An 18,828-nucleotide genomic window follows, 5' to 3' on the forward strand; every position below is an offset into this window, starting at 1 on the left:
ATCCCGGTCGCGACTGTCGGAGCTTCCACTGCGGTCCAAGCCCCGGCACTGATGTCGCACCATCGCGAGATCCGATCGACACCTGCGGTGCACCACACTCGGATAGCCTCCGAATTCACCTCGACCCACCACCAATCGCATTCGTGCGGTTTGCGGAATCCCTACCCGGCAGCAGCCTCCATCGGAACTCGAGTCGGGGCGGATGTCGCGGTTTGCGGTCACGATGAGCGGAATCCCGAGCGATCATCGAGCCAGATACCTTCACCTGGCGCTGTGACCGCCACCACCGTAGAATTAGTTTGACGTCCTAGTATCGGGCGCCAAACAGGATCTCCCCCGGAGGACCCCCGTGGCCGACAGCACCGCGCTCCACACGCCCACCCATCCCGTCCGATTCGTGACCTCGGCCGCGCTGTTCGACGGGCACGATGCGGCGATCAACATCATGCGGCGGATCCTGCAGGCGCAGGGCGCCGAGGTCATTCACCTCGGGCACAATCGCGCGGTCAGTGAGGTCGTGGACGCGGTGCTCACCGAGGACGCACAGGGCGTCGCAGTGAGTTCGTATCAGGGCGGGCATATCGAGTACTTCGAATATCTCGCCGACGCACTGAAAAAGGCGGGCGCCGACCATGTCCGGATCTTCGGCGGTGGCGGCGGCGTGATCGTCGCCGAGGAGATCGCGCGCCTCGCCGAATCCGGGGTGACCATCTTCTCCCCCGAGGACGGCCAGCGACTCGGTCTGCCCGGCATGATCAATCAGCTGATCCGCACCTGCGATTTCGATCTCGCCGCCGAACCGCCGGTACTGGATGCGGTACTCGCCGGTGAGCGGGCCGCGCTCGCCCGGGCGATCACCTGCCTGCAGCAGGACACGCTGTCGGAGTCCGATCGGCGGACCCTGGCGTCGGCCGCTGCCGCGCGCACGGTACCGGTGCTGGGCATCACCGGCACCGGCGGTTCCGGAAAGTCCTCGCTCACCGATGAATTGGTGCGCCGTCTGCGTTCGGATCAGCAGGACAAGTTGCGCGTCGCGATTCTCGCGGTGGATCCCACCCGGCGACGCGGCGGCGGCGCACTGCTCGGCGACCGCATCCGGATGAACGCCCTCGACAGCGATCACACCTTCTTCCGCTCACTTGCCACCCGCGGCGGCCACGAACTGCCGCAGAATATCGACGTCATCGTGACCGCCTGCAAGGCAGCGGGATACGACCTGGTCATTCTGGAAACCCCGGGCATCGGCCAGGGTGACGCCGCGATCACCGACCACGTCGACGTGTCGATGTATGTGATGACACCGGAATTCGGCGCCGCCTCCCAGCTGGAGAAGATCGACATGCTGGACTTCGCGGATGTGGTGGCGATCAACAAATTCGAGCGCCGCGGCGCCGAGGACGCGCTGCGTGATGTCTCGCGCCAGTTGATCCGCAATCGCGAGGAGTTCACCAAATCTCCCGAGGAAATGCCGGTATTCGGCACCAGCGCCGCCACTTTCAACGATGACGGCGTGACCGCGCTCTACCAGCACCTCACCGGACTACTCGCCGAGCACGGTCTGCAAATGGAGCCCGGCGTACTTCCGAAGGTGGATACCCGCGCCTCCACCAGGTTCGCGCAGATCATCCCGCCCGCCCGGGTGCGCTATCTCGCCGAGATCGCCGATACGGTCCGAGACTATCACGCCGAGACCGCCACACAAATCGTCGCGGCACAGCGCCTGCAGCGCCTCGAACAGGTGGCGGCCGAGCTGCCCGATGACTCCGCAGTGGCCGAGCTCGCCGAAAAAGCCCGCGCCGCACTGCATTCCGACAATGCTGAACTGCTCACGGGTTGGCCCGAACTGGCCGCATCCTATCGGGGCGATGAGCAGGTGGTTCGGGTTCGTGATCGCGAGATCCACACCCCGCTGCGCCGGGAGACACTGTCCGGCAATTCCATTCCGCGCGTCGCGCTGCCGCGTTTCACCGATCACGGCGAGCTGCTGCGATTCCTGCGCTCGGAGAATCTGCCCGGACGGTTCCCCTTCACCGCGGGCGTCTTTCCGTTCAAGCGCGATAACGAGGATCCGGCGCGCATGTTCGCCGGTGAGGGCGACCCGTTCCGTACCAACCGGCGCTTCAAGGTGCTGAGCGAACATGCCGAGGCGACAAGGCTTTCCACTGCCTTCGATTCGGTGACGCTCTACGGTCACGATCCCGCCGAGCGCCCGGATATCTACGGCAAGGTCGGCACCTCCGGCGTCTCGATCGCCTCACTCGACGATATGAAGGCGCTTTACGACGGCTTCGACCTGACCGCGCCGACCACCTCGGTATCGATGACCATCAACGGCCCGGCCCCCACCATCCTGGCCTACTTCCTCAATACCGCCATCGACCAAGCGCTGGAACGCTTCTCGACCGCCGAAGGCCGCGAGCCCACCGCCGAGGAGGCTGCGGATATCACAGCGCGCACGCTGGCGACGGTACGCGGCACCGTGCAGGCCGACATCCTCAAGGAGGATCAGGGCCAGAACACCTGCATCTTCTCCACCGAGTTCAGTCTGCGCATGATGGCCGATATCCAGGAATGGTTCGTGCGCAACGGTGTTCGCAACTTCTACTCGGTCTCGATCTCCGGCTATCACATCGCCGAGGCCGGTGCGAATCCGATCAGTCAGCTGGCCTTCACCCTCGCCAATGGATTCACCTATGTCGAGGCGTATCTCGCGCGTGGCATGCGGATCGACGACTTCGCGCCGAATCTGTCGTTCTTCTTCTCCAACGGCATGGATCCGGAATATTCGGTGATCGGCCGGGTGGCGCGGCGCATCTGGGCCATCGCCATGCGAGATCGCTACGGCGCCAATGAGCGTTCGCAGAAGCTGAAGTACCACGTGCAGACCTCGGGCCGGTCGCTGCACGCACAGGAGATGAGCTTCAACGACATTCGCACCACCCTGCAGGCCCTCATCGCCATCTACGACAACTGCAACAGCCTGCACACCAATGCCTATGACGAGGCGGTGACCACCCCCACCGAGGAATCGGTGCGCCGTGCGCTGGCCATCCAGCTCATCATCAACCGCGAGTGGGGTGTCGCGATGAACGAAAACCCGCTCCAGGGCAGCTTTCTCATCGATGAGCTCACCGATCTCGTCGAGGATGCCGTGCTCGCCGAATTCGATCGGATCAGCGAGCGCGGCGGGGTCCTCGGGGCCATGGAGACCGGCTATCAGCGCGGCAAGATCCAAGACGAATCCATGCGCTACGAGCACCGCAAACACGATGGCTCGCTACCGATCATCGGCGTCAATACCTTCCGCAATCCGCACGGCGAACCGCATCGGGTCATCGAATTGGCTCGCGGCACCGAAGCGGAGAAGCAGTCGCAACTGCAGCGTGTGCGTCAGTTCCAGGACGACCATCGCGATGCCGCACATGACGCCCTGGCTCGCCTGGACGCGGTGGCCCGCACCGACGACAACATCTTCGAGGTGCTGATGGACGCCGCCCGGGTCTGCACCCTGCAACAGATCACCGACACCTTCTTCACCGTCGGCGGACAGTACCGCCGCAACGTGTGAAATAGGCTGGGCCGTCAGAAGATTCGCACCTCCGGAATCGAATCCATCTGACGCGCCCACTCCGGGTACTTCGCCAGCTTGGCGTTGTTCAACGCCATAATCTTCTCGCGCAGTTCGGGATCCGGCTCATCGGAGACGTCGGGTCCGATGGCGATCTTCTTCAAGTGCGGGATGATCTGCGGATCACCGGCCAGGTGCACCGGATCGTGCATATAGCGCTCCATCGCGGCCAGATTCTCGATGCCGACGCAGTAGGCGTGCGTCAGCCCTTCGCTCGCGTCGCCGAGATTCTGGCCGACGGTCGCGAAGGACACCGATTCCACCGATGCGGTGCGCTTCATCAGCGCGAGCACCTCGGCCTTCTGCGCCTCGGTGGTCTCTTCGCGAAAGCCGAAGCGCAACAGGTGAACGATCATGGATACCTCCTTGTTTGAACCAACGAGTTCAATCTAGATAACTGACCGGTAGATACACAAGAGTGAACCCATGAGTTCATTCGCAGGTGCTCGGGCGCTAATATGCAGGGGTGACGGGTACGACGGCAGCGCGTGGGCGCATCGACAAGCGGCAGGCGATCCTGGACGTCGCATTCACCGTCTTCGCGCGGCGCGGCTACGACAAGGCGTGTGTGCAGGAGATCGCGGACGAGGCGGGCGTCGCCAAGCCGACGGTCTACAACCACCTCAATGACAAGCAGACCCTGTTCCGGCACGCCGTGCTCGCCGCCGCCGATGCCGTGGCCGCCGAAACCCTCGAGATCGTCGATAGCCTGCGCGAGCCAGGCGACGATCTGTCCGCCGCGCTTACCGAGACGGCGCGCGCACTGCTCGCCGAATGCTCCGGTGCGCGCGCCCGTTCGCTACGCGCGCTGACCTACGCGCAACTCGCCGCCTTTCCGGACCTGGCCGACACGGTGCTGGAGCGCACCTCGCGGCGCATCGCCGAGGCGCTGGCCGATCGACTCGCGCGACTGGCTCTTTCGGGTCGGCTGCGGATCACCGATCCGGCGCAGGCCGCAGAACAGCTGCTCGCCCTGCTCACCGCGCCATTGGAAGCACGGTCCCGGCTCGGCACCCGCGAGGTGAGCGAGGCCGAGCAGCGCGATATCGCCGATGCGGCGGTGCGGACATTCCTGTCCGCATACGGCTCCCGCTGATTCCGAAACGCGCCCACCCCCGCACGTGTGACAATCGCGACGTCAGGGCCTTCGGCATGGTTGGGACGGCGGACATGGATCTCTCGGATATCCGGATTATCGACAGCCATATTCATCAGTGGGATCCGTTCCGCACACCGCGCGAATTCAGCCGGACGGCGAAGTTGCTCCGGATGCTGCCCATCCCGATCGACTGGGCAAAGCGGGTGGCGCCGCGCCGGGATCGGGAATTCGTCGGGGATCCGACCGCCTATGCGAATCCATATCTGCCCGCGAATTATCGGGCGGATGCCGATGGCGTTCCGGTCGAGTCGATCGTGCATATCGAGGTCGGATGGACCGGAAAGGGCGCGCTGGCGGAGGTCGATGAGACCAATTGGGTGGCCAGGCTGCCATTCGGCGGCGGCGACAATCCGACACTCGGCGCAATCATCGGCAATGCCGATCCGGCGGCACCGGATTTCGCGGTGCTGCTCGATGCCCATATGGCCGCATCGCCCCTGCTGCGCGGCATTCGGGCACACGTCGCACACCACCCCGATCCAGACGTCCGGCCCTATACCCAGCACGAAAGCGCGCTCACCACCAAGGAATTCCTGAACGGCTTCGCGGCACTGGCCGAGCGCGGATTGTCTTTCGAGGCATGGGTGTATTCGCATGCGCTACCCGATGTGACGGCTCTTGCCGAGCGCTATCCGGAAGTCCCGGTAGTGCTCGACCATCTCGCCACGCCCGCGGGGATTTTCGGCCCGGTCGGCAAACGCACCGGAACGAATCCGAGTCTGCGCCGAGAACTATTCGTCCGCTGGCGCGATGATCTCACCGCGCTCGCCGAAAACCCCAATGTGGTGGCGAAAGTCAGCGGTTTGATGATGCCGATCCTCGGTCACCCGGTACCACCACGTGGCACGTCGACACCGATTCCGGTGCTGCTGGATCGAATTCGCCCGCTCGTCGAGCACGCCTTCGATGTCTTCGGCTCGGACCGCCTGCTGTGGGGCTCCAATTTCCCGGTGGACAAACCGATTACGAGCATCGCCGACAGCGCCGATATCATCGCCACTGCGATCACCGAGCACGGTGGCGGTCACAACGAGTTGGCGCAGATCTTCCGAACCAACGCCCAGCGGGTCTACCGAATCGAATCCTGACATCTGGTCCAAAGCGCGGTCAGGCGATGAATGACTCCGCGATTTGGCGAGTCAGGATATCGCGGGCGGTGGCCAAAGATGGGCCGTACCAGGTGAGGCTGCGGCCTTCGACCAAGGCGACCCGGAGGCCGGGGAAGGCCTCGGGGCCATCGGATCTGGTGAATACGTAGGGTTCGTCGGGGAGCAGGACGAGTTCGACATCGCGAGTCAACTCATCCTCTGGTACGTGCGGATAGCGCTCGGTGCGGTCGGCGTGCACGAGTCGGAGGCCGAGGCGCGCTGCCAGATCACCGGTGAAGGTATTGTGGCCGACCACCATCCAGGGGTTGCGCCAGATAGGGATTACCGTATTGCGCGGTGGCGCGGGAGCTGTTGCGGCCCAAGCTATTTCGGCCTCGAGTAGCCAGTCGGGCACCGGGCCGTCGAGGGCTTCGGCGAAAAGTCGACGCAACGATGCGAAGCCTTCGTCCAACGTTTCGATTCTGGTGACCCACACCGGGATTCCCGCATCGCGCAGCCGCTCCACATCGATGCGACGATTCTCCTCTTGGTTGCACAGCACCAGATCCGGCGCGAGCTCGATGATTCGGCGCACATTCGGATTCTTGGTGCCGCGAACCCGCTCGACGTCCAGATCGGCGGGATGTGTGCACCAATCCGTCGCCGCGACAAGGACTTCGGGGCGACTCACGGCGACGGCCTCGGTCAGTGACGGAACCAGCGACACCACCCGACGCACCGGGCGATCGATTTGCACGGCCGCACCCAGATCGTCGGTCATGACAGCACCCGATGGCATTTCAGCGATCCAAGGCTTCATATAGGGCGCGGATATCGCGCAGTCCGGCCGCGGCCGTCGGTTCATCCTCGGCGATCATGCGCAGTGCGCGGCGCAGCAGGGTCGGGTCCAGGTCATCGATGGCGGGACGGAATTCGAGCTTCGGAAGATCGGGCAGTTGCGCGCGGTCGCCGTAAGGGTCATCGGAAACCGTTGGAGTCGTGTCCCGTTCGATGCCGACGATGAGGGTGTCCAGGTCGAGGCCGCGCAGGGTGAGGATTTCGCGCGGACGCTCATCGAGGCGTTCGGCGAGCAGATAGCAGACCGCGGCCACATGTTTGCACGGCCAGCCGGGATCCGGGCAGGTGCAGGAGAAGTCGAGATCCGCGGCCGTTGTCGGGAGCAGATGCTCGCCGAGGCTCGTCGGCAATGCGCCGGAGGCGATTTCAGCCAGTACACCCGGCGTGGTCCGGATGGTTTCGATGAGCAGTTCCAGTTCCTCGTCGCGCAGCGGCCGGATGGCGAATACCGAGGTGAACGGGCGCGGCTGACTTCCTTGCACTTCCGCGGTGACCGCGCCGGGTTCGATCCGATAGCTCACGACCTGTCCGGCCCTGGCATAGGTCCGGCCGCGAGCGAGTCGACCGGGTTCGGCCATCTGCTCGACCGCCTCGATGAGAGCCTTACCCCACCAGGTGCGACCGAATCCACCACGGCGACTGCGTGCTTCGACGCCACCGCGCACCGGCAGGCGCTTGCCGTATTTGCTGTAGTCTTCGAAGGGACTCAATCGCCCACCGCCTCGGCACCGAGGGCGAAGAGCCGATGCAGTTCATCCGTGCTCAATTCGGTAATCCAGTTCTCGCCCGCACCGATGGCCAGATCGGCGAGTTGGCGTTTGCCACTGATCATTTCGTCGATCTTCTCCTCGATGGTGTCGACGCAGATCAGCTTGCGCACCTGCACATTGCGCCGTTGACCGATGCGGAAGGCACGGTCGGTGGCCTGGTTCTCGACCGCCGGATTCCACCAACGATCCAGGTGCACAACATGGTTGGCCGCCGTGAGATTCAAGCCGGTGCCACCGGCCTTGAGCGACAACAACATCAGCGGTGGGCCATCCGGTTCCTGGAAGCGCTCGACCATGGTGTCGCGTCGCTTCTTCGGCACGCCACCGTGCAGGAACGGAATCGCGGTACCGAAGCGCTCGGTCAGATAGGGCGCGATGAGATCGCCGAATTCGCGGAACTGGGTGAACAGCAATGCCTTCTCGCCATCTGCCAGCACCGCATCGAGGACATCCTCCACCAGGGCGAGCTTGCCGGAACGATGACTGCCGCGGTGCAGCACACCGGAGGCATCGCCGAGGAAATGCGCGGGATGGTTGCAGACCTGTTTGAGCCGGGTCAGCGCGCCGAGTACCGCGCCCTTGCGGGCCATACCCTTCGCATCCTTCAGTTTGGCCATCATGTCGTCGACCACCGCCTGGTAGAGCGCCGCCTGCTCGACGGTCAGGTTGGCGCGCACCGTCATCTCCAGCTTCTCCGGCAGATCGCTGATGACGGCGGGATCGGTTTTCACCCGGCGCAGCACGAACGGCTGGGTGATGGTGCGCAGTCGACTGATGGCGTTCTCGTCTCGATCGCGTTCGATCGGCACGGCGAACCGGGCACGGAAAGTCTGTGCACTGCCGAGCACCTTCGGCATCGTGAAGTCCAGAATCGAGCGCAATTCTTCGAGGCGGTTCTCCACCGGAGTTCCGGTGAGCGCCAACCGGTGTCGGGCAGGCAGTGCCCGAGCCGCCTTCGCCTGTCTGGTCCCCGCGTTCTTGATGTGCTGTGCCTCGTCGAGCACCACCCGATCCCATTGCTGCCGCGCCAACTCGGCTGCGTCCCGTGCCAAGAGCGAATAGGTGGTGATCACCAGATCCGCGTCCGCAACGGCTTCGTCGAGTTCCGTGCCCGACTTGCGGCCGACGCCGTGGTGGACCAATACCCGCAGATCAGGGGCGAACCGCTGGGCCTCGCGCTGCCAGTTGCCGACCACCGACATCGGGCTGACAAGTAGCGTCGGTCCGCAGCCGTCGGTCCGCTCGCGCTCGTGCACGAGCAGGGCCAGGACCTGCACGGTCTTACCCAGACCCATGTCATCGGCCAGGATCCCGCCGATACCGTAGCGGCTCATGGTGGCGAGCCAGGCCAACCCACGCTCCTGATACGGCCGCAACTGCGCCTTCAAACCGACCGGCGGTGTCACCGGTACCGGTTCGCGGGTCTGGTCCAAAAGGTCCGCGGCCCAACCGGTTGCGCTGACCTCGGTGATCGGAACCTTGTCGACATGGCCGGTGACGAGTTCGCCGACCAGATCGGCGAAGGTGATTTCGGTGTCGTCGAGATGGGCGGCGACATAGCGGGCGGCGGCGGCCAACATCTTGTGGTCGGCCTGCACCCATTCGCCGCGCAGCTGCACCAGATCCGATTTCGAGCGGACCAGCCGTTCCATCTCGGCCTTGGTCAGCACGGTATCGCCGAGTGCGAGTTCCCAACGGTAGGAGACGAGTCCACGCATGCCGACGGTGCTGTCGGCAGCCGGTACCGCGCTCTCCACGCGTAGCCGCATGGTCGGGGCGCTGATATTCCAGGCGCGCGGCAGCAACAGCCGCACCCCCGCCGCCTGCAGGGCATGTGCGCCGTGTTCGACCAGATCCGCGACCACCTCGGTCGGCAACAGCAGGTCCATCGACTGCGGATCGTTCGGTAGATCGCGCAGGCGCGGATAGGCCCGCGTCGCCACTCCCAGCTTCTCGATCGCGGTGCGGACCAGCACCGGATCACCCAGCAGCGGAACCGGATTCGGCGCCTCACCATCGGCACGCAGACAGACCTGCAGTCGCCACAGCGCCACCACGTCATCGGCATCGTTGTCGACCTCGCCGAGCGCGATATCGCCCTCGGGCTCCAGCAGCCGCAGCACCAACTCGGGCTCGTCCCCGGTCAGGCTCGCCCGCCAGCGTTCCAGCACCTCGGCCAGCTGATGACTGCCGCCGTCCAGGGCGACGTCATCGATGAGCGCGGCAACCAGCGGATGCGCCGACGGCGGCGGATCCAGCAGCTCCCGGACGATCGGATCGGCGAGTTCGGCGACCATATCCTCGAGCAGCATCCCCGGCTTCCCCGCGACGCGCAGCGCGGGCGGCATCGCCACCGCCAACTCCGCCAGCCAGGCCCGCTGACGCTCGCCGCCGACCAACCGCCAGCGCACCCACCACTGACCGTCGTCACGGCGCAGTTCGGGCGCCACCCGCCCGGCCCGCACCCATCGCTCGACACCGTGTGCCACATGCGCGAGAAAACGCAGATCCCCCGAAACCGCGTCGACCGGCAGCCGCTGTCGCAACGCGACCACGGCCGCCTCGGGCACCATCGCATGCGCCCTGACCTGCTCGGTGGCCCCCTGCGACCCGCTGACCAGCACCTGCGCCCGATGCCGGAACTTCGACGCGGACAGCACCCCGCCCAACGGTTCGGGTAGCTCGACCGGGGCCTCCTGCCAGAGCAGCAAGCCCGATCCCGGCGACCACAGACCGTGCAGCATCACCCCATCCAATCAGGCGGGTCCGACAGACGCTGCGGCCATCCTGGTACGAGACGCTCGGCCGTCTCACGCGTCTTGACGGTGGGCGAGGACCTTGCGCACGACAAGACCAACGACCAGCGCCCAGAAGGCCGCGCCGATGCCGAGGAACCCGACACCGGAGGCGGCGATCAGGAAGGTGACAATGCCCGCCTCACGGTGCTGTTCGGATTTCAGGGCACCGACGAGGGCGGCCGCGAGAGTGGCCAGCAGGGCAAGGCCCGCGACGGTTTCCAGCGTGCCCTTGGGCGCGGTGGCGATCAGCGTGACCAGCGCCGCAGAACCGAGGGCGAGTATCAAATAGACGGCACCCGTGGTGAAAGCCGCGATCCAGCGACGCTTCGGATCCGGATGCGCGGCGGGGGCCGCCGAGAGCGCGGCACTGATCGCGGCCAGATTGATGGCGTGCCCGCCCGCCGGTGCGCCAAGAACGGTGCCGATACCGGTGACAGACATCGAAGCGCGCCAAGGGATTTGGTAATCGAAGGACCTCATCACGGCGGTGCCCGGAATGTTCTGAGAGGCCATGGTGACGATGTAGAGCGGAATGGCGATGCCGATCATCGCCTGCCAACTCCAGTGCGGCACTGTCAGTTCGAGCGAGGGACGCATCGCCGCGAGGTCGAGCTGCTTGTGCTGCACCGCGATACTGATGCCCGCTCCGATCGCCGCGGTCGCGAAGGCCGCGATCACGGCCCAGCGCTTGGCGAATCGCTGCAGCACCAGCCAGACCACGATCACCGGAACCACCACCACCGGACTGGCCTGCACGGCCTTCACCGGCGCGAGACACAGCGGCAGCAGCACACCGGCGAGCATGGCCTGGGCGATCTCCACCGGAATCGCGGCCACCAGATTGCCGAGCCGCTGCCACAGTCCGGTGATCACGATCAGCACACCGGTGATCGCGAACGCCCCGACCGCCGCGGCCCAGCCACCGGCGACCGCGCCGGTGCTGGCCAGCAGTGCCGCACCCGGCGTCGACCAGGCCAGTGTGATCGGCAACCGATACCGATAACTGAGCAGCATCATCCCGATGGCCTGGGTGAGGCAGAGCGCGAGCAGTCCCGACGCCGCCTGCGCCGAGGTGGCGCCGACCGCCGTCAAACCGCTCAGCACCACCGCGAATGAGCTGGTGAACCCGACCAGCGCGGTGACAACACCGGCCCCGACCGGCTGCGCCAGCCGCCCCGAGGGTTGTGCCGGTGTCGGAGTGTCGGCGAGCGCCGGGGAAAGCCTGGACATTTCTGGAATCCTCCCCGGTCATCAGTCCAGTTGTCACAGCCAGTCGCTGGAAACTGGACTGAAATCGTGTGGCATCCAGCTAGGGTGAAGCGCCGAATCGAATGCGGACGTGCTACCTGATTTGGTGCGTACATGGGTAACTCAACGGGTACGCCCAAAACTGATGTGGCACATGACGTAGGACCTGCACCCAGGCATAGTGGCTCTTACAACTATGGCCCAAATCTCCGGAGAGGCGGAAGAGAGCTTTGTTGAGCGCGGTACTCATCTCGGCGGATGAACTTCGGGAAGTATTGGCGGACAAGCGGGTTCGTCTACTCGATGTGCGGTGGGCGCTCGGCGATCCGGACGGCCCGCAGCATTATCTGGCCGGACATATTCCGGGCGCGGTCTTCGTCGATCTGGAAACCGAACTGGCCGCACCGCCGTCGCCCGCGCGTGGGCGGCATCCACTGCCCGATCCCGCGCAACTCGAAAAATGCGCACGCAGCTGGGGTTTGCGGACCGGCGATCCGGTGGTCGTCTATGACGCGACGGGCGGCATGGCGGCGGCAAGGGCCTGGTGGCTGCTGCGCTGGGCCGGAATCGCGGACGTGCGGATTCTCGACGGCGGTCTGCCCGCGTGGACCGGTTCGGGCGGTGCGATCGCCTCCGGCGCGGAGGCCGATCCCGAACTCGGGGACATCGAGGTGAATCCGGGTCAGTTGCCGGTGGTCGATGCCGACGCGGTCGCCAAATGGTCCGGCATCCTGCTCGACGCACGCGCGGGCGAGCGCTACCGCGGCGAGGTGGAGCCGGTCGATCCGCAGGCGGGCCACATTCCGGGCGCGATCAGCGCACCGACCACGCAGAACCTCGACGCCGACGGACGGTTCCGCAGCGTGGACGATTTGCGAGATCGTTTCGCCGCATTCGGGTCCGGGCCGGTCGCGGTCTATTGCGGATCAGGTGTGACCGCGGCCCATCAGGTCGCCGCGCTCGCCGCCGCGGGCATCGAAGCGGCGCTGTATCCGGGCTCATGGTCGCAATGGTCGAACGATCCGAAACGCCCGGTCGCCACCGGGGCATAGGTCGCTACGGGCACGACCTGGCAATGTCGTTCAGCACGGCATTGTCGGCGGTGGTCACCGGTAGGTCGTACCGGACGGCGACCGTCAGGTATCTGCCCGCATAGAAGCAGCGGTTCGTGCGTGGCGTCCATTCGGACGGTGTGCTGTCCCCCTTCGCCTGGTTGGCACTCGCCACGGTCGCCAGCAGATTCACGTCGATATCGTTGGCGAAACGCACCCGCCGCTCGAGCGGCCAGTACGCCGCGCCCATATCCCAGGCCGCGGCCAGCGGATAGACGTGGTCGATCTGGACACCGCCCGCATCGGCCTTGCTGAAGGTGATCCGCTCGCCGGTGTACGGATCGTCGAGCGTGCCCGCGATCACCACGCAATCGCGGGTGCCTGGCCGCAGGCTCACCCGGGTCAGCTGCGCGTTCAGTACGTTGTTGCGGGTGTCGCAGCCGTCGTGTCCACCGGGGCCGTCGTAGTCATCGGTCCATGACGGTCCGAATACGCACCGCTGTCCTTCCTGACAACCGCGCTCATAACCGCCGGGATGTGCCCGCGCCGCAACGACCCGAACCGAGACCAACAACTGTTCGAGCTGAACCCGGGTAGGGCTGAGTCCGGCCGCCCCGTCGGCTGCCGTCCCCCGGCCGGGCGCGACCGGTTCACCGCCGACCTCGACGCATCCGGGCAGCGCGCACAGCGCCGCCGCCGTCAGGGCAGGCAGCCATCGTCGGATGTCGGCACGCACCGTGCCAGATGTACCCGGCGGCACCGACATTCGTAGAACCCAGCTGGAGTGCCTCGCGAATCCAGCCGGTCACAGCCAGGCGCGAGCCAGCAGATCGTCATTGGCGACTTCACTGGCCCGGGGCGGGAATCTGGTGGCCACGATGGACTCGGTGTGCGCGCCGTCGTGTCCGATCAGCCACGAACCACCGCGCTCCTCGCACTCGGCGATCTTCGCGAAGGTGGTGAGCAGGAACGTGACGGCGTCACGCGGGTCCAGGGTGCGGGCCAGGCGCTGTGATTCACCAGGGCGCGACAGGTCCAGCCAGACGCCGGACTGTCCGTCCAGTCGCATGCCGACGATCTTGTCGGCATTGACGAAGGTGAATTTGCGCCGTTCCCACGGCGTAGTCGGCGTGAAGCTCTGCTCGAGTACCTGGAGCAGAATCGTCATGCTTTTGCCCTCCGCTTTCCGTTGACGCCCAACTGCGGTTCTCATGCGATGACCAGCGGATATACCAGTATGTTCCGAAAGTGGCGCCAAGGGGTAGTAACGGGTCCATCTCGGCGAGTTCAGGGAATTTTTCCGACGCGGCGATGAGTTCGGTGACCTGGCCGCGTCTATATCTGCAAACGCAACACGATCAGGGAGGACCCCATGAGCGCTCTGCCGTCCGTCGTCGATGCCGAGACCTGGCAGCGCCAACTCGATGAGCTGCGCGTCCGGGAGAAGGCCGCGACACGGGAACTCGATGCCATCGCTGCCCAGCGGCGCCGCCTGCCGATGGTCGAAATGCCGGAATACACCCTCGAGGGCGAGCAGGGACCGGTTCGGCTGGCGGAGATCTTCGACGGTAAGTCACAGCTGATCGTCTACAACCACATGTGGTTCCCGGGCGAGAAGTGGCAGTGCGGTGGTTGTACCGGGTTCACCTCCCAGTTCACCAGGTTGGAGTTCCTGGACAATTACGACGCCAGGTTCGTCATCGTCACGCAGGGACCGATCGACGAGGCACTCGAATACAAACGGCGAGTCGGGAACAAAATGAGCTGGTATTCCACGGCGAACAGTTCCTTCGGCAGCGATGTCGGCGCACCGCCCGGCGGTGGATTCGCGGTCAATGTATTCCTGCGCGACGGCGACAAGGTCTACCGCACCTGGCACACCAATGGCCGCGGCACCGAGCAGCTCAGCCACAGTTTCGCCCTGATCGACGTGTTGCCGTACGGGCGGCAGGAGGAATGGCAGGACTCGCCCGAGGGGTGGCCGCAGTCGCCGACCTACAGCCGATGGAGCGGCTCCGAAGACATCGCCGCGCACTACGGCGACCCGGAGGTATGACTACATCCGGCTCAACAGCGTGAGCGGATCCTCGAGCAGACCGGCGACCGTCGCGAGGAAGCGCGATGCCAGCTCACCGTCGATCATCCGGTGATCAAAGCTGATGCCGATGGTGGTGACCCACCGGATGGCGAGTTCGTCACGGAATACCCACGCGCGCTTGCGAATCGAGCCGAGGCACAGGATCGCGGCCTCGCCGGGATTGACCAGCGGAACACCGGCATCGACGCCGAAGACGCCGACATTGGTGATGGTGAAGGTGCCGCCGCGCAGGTCGGTCGGGGTAGCGCCGCCCGATCGCGCCGTATCGGCGAGCCAGCTGATTTCCCGGCACAGGTCGCGCAGGCTCAATGCCTGGGCTTCCTTGAGATTGGGCACAAGCAGGCCGCGTTCGGTGGCGACCGCGATGCCGAGATTCACATAATGCTTGGTGACGATCTCCTGATTCGCCTCATCCCAGAACGCGTTGAGGCCGGGATATTCCGCGAGGGCGGCCAGTACGGACTTGGCGACCAAGGCCAGCGGTGTCAGCGTCAGCCCTTCGAAGGATTTGGTGGTGCGCAGATGGTCGAGTAGTTCCATCGATGCGGTGAAGTCGATGGTGACGAAGGTGCTGGCCTGCGGGATGGTGCGCGAGCTGGCCACCATCGCGGCCGCGGTGCGTTTGCGAATACCGCTGATCGGCGCGCGTTCCTCGCGGGATGCCGGGCGGATGACGCCCGCATTCGGATCGGTGACCGATGGCGTCGGCAGCGTGGTCGGGCCCTCCGCGTGGTTCGTCTGGGCGCGCGGCTGCGATACCGGGACCGCGCCGCGCACATCCTCGATCGTGACCGCGCCCTCTGGACCCGAACCCGCGACGTACCAGAGGTCGATGCCGAGTTCCTTGGCCAGTTTGCGTGCCCCCGGGGTCGCCGCGGCCCGGCGCATTTCCGACTCGACCGGCTCGGCTGTCGAACTCGGCGCGGTCGGTTCCGCGGGCTTTCTGCGCCGCCGCGACACCGTCTCCCCTTCGGGACCGTATCCGACCAGCACCGCGGTACGCCCGTTCGCACCCTCCGGCGCGACCGCCAGATCATTGCGCACCCGGATCAGCGGCGCCCCCACCGCGACCGTCTCGCCTGGCTGAGCGAGCAATTCGATCACCGTGCCCGAGAAGGGCGACGGCAGCGATACCACCGCCTTGGCCGTTTCCACATCGGCGATCGTCTGATTCAGCTGCACGGTGTCGCCGACGCCCACCGACCAGGACACCAATTCCGCATCGGCCAGGCCCTCGCCGAGATCGGGTAGCCGGAATTCCAGGATATTGCCCTGATCTTCCTCGGGGGCACGATCTTCCACTTGGGCACCTCTCAGTGAGTCAGGCGGCGAGTGAGCGATCGACCGCCGCGAGGATGCGGTCCGCATCGGGCAGGTGGTGCTTTTCGAGCTTAGCCGGGGGGTAGGGGATGTCGAAGCCACCGACGCGCAGCACCGGCGCCTCCATGTAGTAGAAGCAGCGCTCGGTGATCCGCGCGGCGATTTCGGCGCCGAGCCCGCCGAAGACCGGCGCTTCGTGCGTCACGATCAACCTGCCGGTCTTGGCCACCGAGGCCTCGATGGTGTCGAAATCGATCGGCGACAAACTGCGCAGATCGACCACCTCGAGCGAATGCCCTTCCTCGGCAGCAATTTTCGCGGCGGTAACGGCCGAGGCCACGGTGCCGCCATAAGCGACGACAGTGGCGTCGGTACCGCTGACGCAGACGCGGGCCCGGTCCAGCGGCATGGCCTCGGCATCGAAATCGACATCGGCCTTATCCCAGTAACGCCGCTTGGGTTCGAAGAAGATCACCGGATCATCGAGCGCGATCGCCTGGCGGATCATGAAATACGCGTCGGCGGGGTTGCTCGGCGTCACGACGCGCAGTCCCGCGGTATGCGCGAAATACGCCTCCGGTGACTCCGAGTGATGCTCGACCGAACCGATTCCGCCGCCGAACGGAATGCGAATCGTGATGGGCGCGATCACCTTTCCCTGCGTCCGGTAATGGATCTTGGCGACGTGCGAGACGATCTGATCGAAGGCCGGATAGACGAAGCCGTCGAATTGAATCTCGCAGACCGGCCGGTAGCCGCGCAGCGCCATACCGAAAGCCGTTCCGACAATGCCGGATTCGGCCAGCGGCGTATCGATGACCCGGTTGTTCCCGAAGTCCTTTTGCAGCGTATCGGTTACCCGGAAGACCCCGCCGAGACGGCCGATATCCTCGCCCATCAATACGACTTTCGGATCGTCGTCCATGGCCCGCCGCAGCCCGGCATTGAGCGCTGCGGCGAAGGTCGTGATCATCTGGGGACTCCTTCCGGTCGCGCGGTGGTCTCGCCGGGATCACCGGCCAGATACGCCGCGTATTCGCTCCGCTCCTGGGTGATCAGCGGATGCGGGGTGGCATAGACGTGGTCGAACAGCTGTGTCGGCGCCGGTTCCGGCATATCGATGGTCGCGGTGCGCACCTGTTGCGCGACTTCGTCCGCGCGCGCATCGACGTGGCGCTCGAATGCGTTGTCCCACACTAACTCTCGCTCCAGAAGCAGGCGCAGCCTTGCGATCGGATCGCGGCGCGCCCACTCCTCGGTTTCGGCGGCGGAGCGGTAGCGGGTCGGGTCGTCGGCGGTGGTGTGCGGGCCCATCCGGTAGGTGAGCGCCTCGATGAACGACGGTCCGCCACCGGCACGGGCGCGGGCGGCGGCCTGCCTGGTGACCGCGAGGACGGCGAGCACATCGTTGCCGTCGACCTGCAGACCCGGAATTCCATATCCGTAGGCGCGCCGCGCGATCGGGGTCGCGCTCTGGATCCGGACGGGTGAGCTGATCGCCCAATGGTTGTTCTGGCAGAAGAATACGACCGGCGCACTCCAGGTCGCGGCGAAGCCCAAGGCCTCGGCGAGATCGCCCTGGCTCGAGGCACCGTCACCGAAGTAGGCGATGGTCGCGATCTCCGCGCCGTCGAGGTGGGCGGCGTAGGCGTAACCGGTCGCGTGCAGGCCCTGCGAGCCGACGATGATATTCGGGTTGGTCATATTGACCGCATCGGGATCCCAGCAGGAGTGCGCGACCCCGCGCCACATCCGGGTGAGCTCTGCGGGATGGACGCCGCGGCAGTAGGCGACGGCATGCTCGCGGTAGCTGCAGAAGACGTAGTCGTCGGGGCGCAGTGCGTACGCCGAGCCGACCTGGGCGGCCTCCTGGCCGATCATCGGCGCCCACAGTCCGAGCTGACCCTGGCGTTGCAAAGCGGTTGCCTCGGTGTCGATCCGGCGGGTCACCACCAGGTCGGTATACATCGCGCGCAGCTGTGCGGGCCCGATGTCGGTGATCAGGGCCGCATGTTCTCGGTCGAATACACGGCGGCCGTCGGGTTGTACCAACTGAACCGGATAGTCGGATTTGTTCGTCATTCGGGATCGCCTCCTGACCACGAGCGCAGGGCTGGTGTGCCCTATATCACATAGCATCCACGACTAGGCGAAGTGCGCAAGTGACCGATACACGAGTAAGCAGAATGCCCAAATCTGTGCGGCGAGCTGATGTCATACTGCGTTGTATGACCAGTAGAGAACCCGCCGACGTGACCCTGGACGCCACCGACGCGCGGCTGCTGCTCGAGCTGGTCGCCAACCCACGCGCGACCGGCGTCGAACTGGCGACCCGGCTCGGGCTGTCCCGCAATACCGTGCAGGCGCGGCTGTCGCGCTGGGAGGCGAGCGGAGTGCTCGCCAGCTTCGAACGTCGCGTGCAACCACAGGCGCTGGGCTACCCACTGGCGGCTTTCGTCGCTGTCGTCGTCGATCAGCATCGGTTGGATTCGGTGGTCGGCGAACTGGCCCGGGTGCCGGAGGTGACCGAAGTGTGCGGCATGACCGGACTGACCGATCTCACCGTACGGGTGGTGGCCCAGGACGCGGACGATCTCTACCGGATCGCCGGACAGATATTGAAGATTCCCGGGGTGGAACGCACAAATATGGCACTGGTAATGCAGCAATTCGTCGGACCGCGCACGGCACCGCTGCTGGATCGACTGGCTGGATCCGCCGATCGCTCACTGCGGGCCTGATCCGGCGAATCCCCTCGAGCTGGAGTGCAATCGAGGCTTCAGGATAGTCATATGAGCACGCCATCGCA

The 18,828-nt window shown here is 65.5% G+C and carries 16 protein-coding genes; 6 read left to right on the forward strand and 10 right to left on the reverse strand.

Annotation, left to right across the window (positions count from 1 at the left end; translation table 11 throughout):
• The first annotated feature begins 349 nt into the window (after positions 1–349).
• Entirely contained in the window at positions 350–3,568 is a 3,219-nt protein-coding gene (gene icmF, locus ACQP1T_RS33525; RefSeq protein WP_433757014.1) for a fused isobutyryl-CoA mutase/GTPase IcmF, read from the forward strand.
• Positions 3,569–3,582: 14 nt separating this feature from the next.
• Here icmF and ACQP1T_RS33530 read toward each other — a convergent pair whose 3' ends face one another.
• The gene (locus ACQP1T_RS33530; RefSeq protein WP_433757015.1) at positions 3,583–3,984 is read right to left on the reverse strand and encodes a Dabb family protein; all 402 of its coding nucleotides are present in this window, start codon (positions 3,982–3,984) and stop codon (positions 3,583–3,585) included.
• Positions 3,985–4,094: 110 nt separating this feature from the next.
• Between ACQP1T_RS33530 and ACQP1T_RS33535 the strand changes: the two genes are divergently transcribed.
• A complete protein-coding gene (locus tag ACQP1T_RS33535) occupies positions 4,095–4,724 on the forward strand; it encodes a TetR/AcrR family transcriptional regulator (protein ID WP_433757016.1) in 630 nt (209 codons plus the stop codon).
• 74 nt (positions 4,725–4,798) lie between these two features.
• A complete protein-coding gene (locus tag ACQP1T_RS33540; protein WP_433757017.1) occupies positions 4,799–5,875 on the forward strand; it encodes an amidohydrolase family protein in 1,077 nt (358 codons plus the stop codon).
• A gap of 19 nt (positions 5,876–5,894) precedes the next feature.
• Here the strand turns inward: ACQP1T_RS33540 and ACQP1T_RS33545 are convergent, their stop codons facing one another.
• The 4 genes from ACQP1T_RS33545 to ACQP1T_RS33560 all read right to left on the reverse strand — a co-directional run bounded on the left by ACQP1T_RS33545 (position 5,895) and on the right by ACQP1T_RS33560 (position 11,531).
• Entirely contained in the window at positions 5,895–6,656 is a 762-nt protein-coding gene (locus ACQP1T_RS33545; RefSeq protein ID WP_433757018.1) for a helical backbone metal receptor, read from the reverse strand.
• Between the two features lie 19 nt (positions 6,657–6,675).
• Positions 6,676–7,443, reverse strand: a complete 768-nt coding sequence (locus ACQP1T_RS33550) for an SWIM zinc finger family protein (RefSeq protein ID WP_433757019.1) — start codon at positions 7,441–7,443, stop codon at positions 6,676–6,678.
• Entirely contained in the window at positions 7,440–10,247 is a 2,808-nt protein-coding gene (locus ACQP1T_RS33555; protein WP_433757020.1) for a DEAD/DEAH box helicase, read from the reverse strand. Before ACQP1T_RS33555 ends, ACQP1T_RS33550 begins: the two co-directional genes overlap by 4 nt.
• A 66-nt stretch (positions 10,248–10,313) precedes the next feature.
• Positions 10,314–11,531, reverse strand: coding sequence for a benzoate/H(+) symporter BenE family transporter (locus tag ACQP1T_RS33560; RefSeq protein ID WP_433757021.1), 1,218 nt, complete (start codon positions 11,529–11,531; stop codon positions 10,314–10,316).
• 251 nt (positions 11,532–11,782) lie between these two features.
• Here ACQP1T_RS33560 and ACQP1T_RS33565 point away from each other — a divergent pair, with 251 nt between their 5' ends.
• Positions 11,783–12,601, forward strand: a complete 819-nt coding sequence (locus ACQP1T_RS33565; protein ID WP_433757022.1) for a sulfurtransferase — start codon at positions 11,783–11,785, stop codon at positions 12,599–12,601.
• Positions 12,602–12,605: 4 nt separating this feature from the next.
• Here ACQP1T_RS33565 and ACQP1T_RS33570 read toward each other — a convergent pair whose 3' ends face one another.
• Together ACQP1T_RS33570 and ACQP1T_RS33575 are read right to left on the reverse strand one after the other, a co-directional pair.
• The gene (locus ACQP1T_RS33570; RefSeq protein ID WP_433757023.1) at positions 12,606–13,367 is read right to left on the reverse strand and encodes an HNH endonuclease family protein; all 762 of its coding nucleotides are present in this window, start codon (positions 13,365–13,367) and stop codon (positions 12,606–12,608) included.
• A gap of 39 nt (positions 13,368–13,406) precedes the next feature.
• The gene (locus tag ACQP1T_RS33575) at positions 13,407–13,769 is read right to left on the reverse strand and encodes a hypothetical protein (RefSeq protein WP_062982690.1); all 363 of its coding nucleotides are present in this window, start codon (positions 13,767–13,769) and stop codon (positions 13,407–13,409) included.
• A 204-nt stretch (positions 13,770–13,973) separates the two neighbouring features.
• On the opposite strand from ACQP1T_RS33575, the gene ACQP1T_RS33580 reads away from it, so the two are divergent.
• Entirely contained in the window at positions 13,974–14,657 is a 684-nt protein-coding gene (locus ACQP1T_RS33580) for a DUF899 domain-containing protein (protein WP_433757024.1), read from the forward strand.
• Here ACQP1T_RS33580 and ACQP1T_RS33585 read toward each other — a convergent pair whose 3' ends face one another.
• Genes ACQP1T_RS33585 through pdhA form a run of 3 tightly spaced genes read right to left on the reverse strand, consistent with a single transcriptional unit; the run spans position 14,658 to position 18,101 of the window.
• Entirely contained in the window at positions 14,658–16,001 is a 1,344-nt protein-coding gene (locus ACQP1T_RS33585; protein WP_433757025.1) for a dihydrolipoamide acetyltransferase family protein, read from the reverse strand.
• 19 nt (positions 16,002–16,020) lie between these two features.
• Entirely contained in the window at positions 16,021–16,992 is a 972-nt protein-coding gene (locus tag ACQP1T_RS33590) for an alpha-ketoacid dehydrogenase subunit beta (RefSeq protein ID WP_433757026.1), read from the reverse strand.
• Positions 16,989–18,101 (reverse strand): pyruvate dehydrogenase (acetyl-transferring) E1 component subunit alpha, encoded by a 1,113-nt coding sequence (gene pdhA / locus ACQP1T_RS33595; RefSeq protein WP_433757027.1) that lies wholly within the window; start codon positions 18,099–18,101, stop codon positions 16,989–16,991. Before pdhA ends, ACQP1T_RS33590 begins: the two co-directional genes overlap by 4 nt.
• A 146-nt stretch (positions 18,102–18,247) precedes the next feature.
• On the opposite strand from pdhA, the gene ACQP1T_RS33600 reads away from it, so the two are divergent.
• A complete protein-coding gene (locus tag ACQP1T_RS33600) occupies positions 18,248–18,760 on the forward strand; it encodes an Lrp/AsnC family transcriptional regulator (RefSeq protein ID WP_062982695.1) in 513 nt (170 codons plus the stop codon).
• Positions 18,761–18,828: the final 68 nt, after the last annotated feature.

The sequence above is a fragment of the Nocardia sp. CA-135398 genome (assembly GCF_050955845.1).
Lineage (GTDB): Bacteria > Actinomycetota > Actinomycetes > Mycobacteriales > Mycobacteriaceae > Nocardia.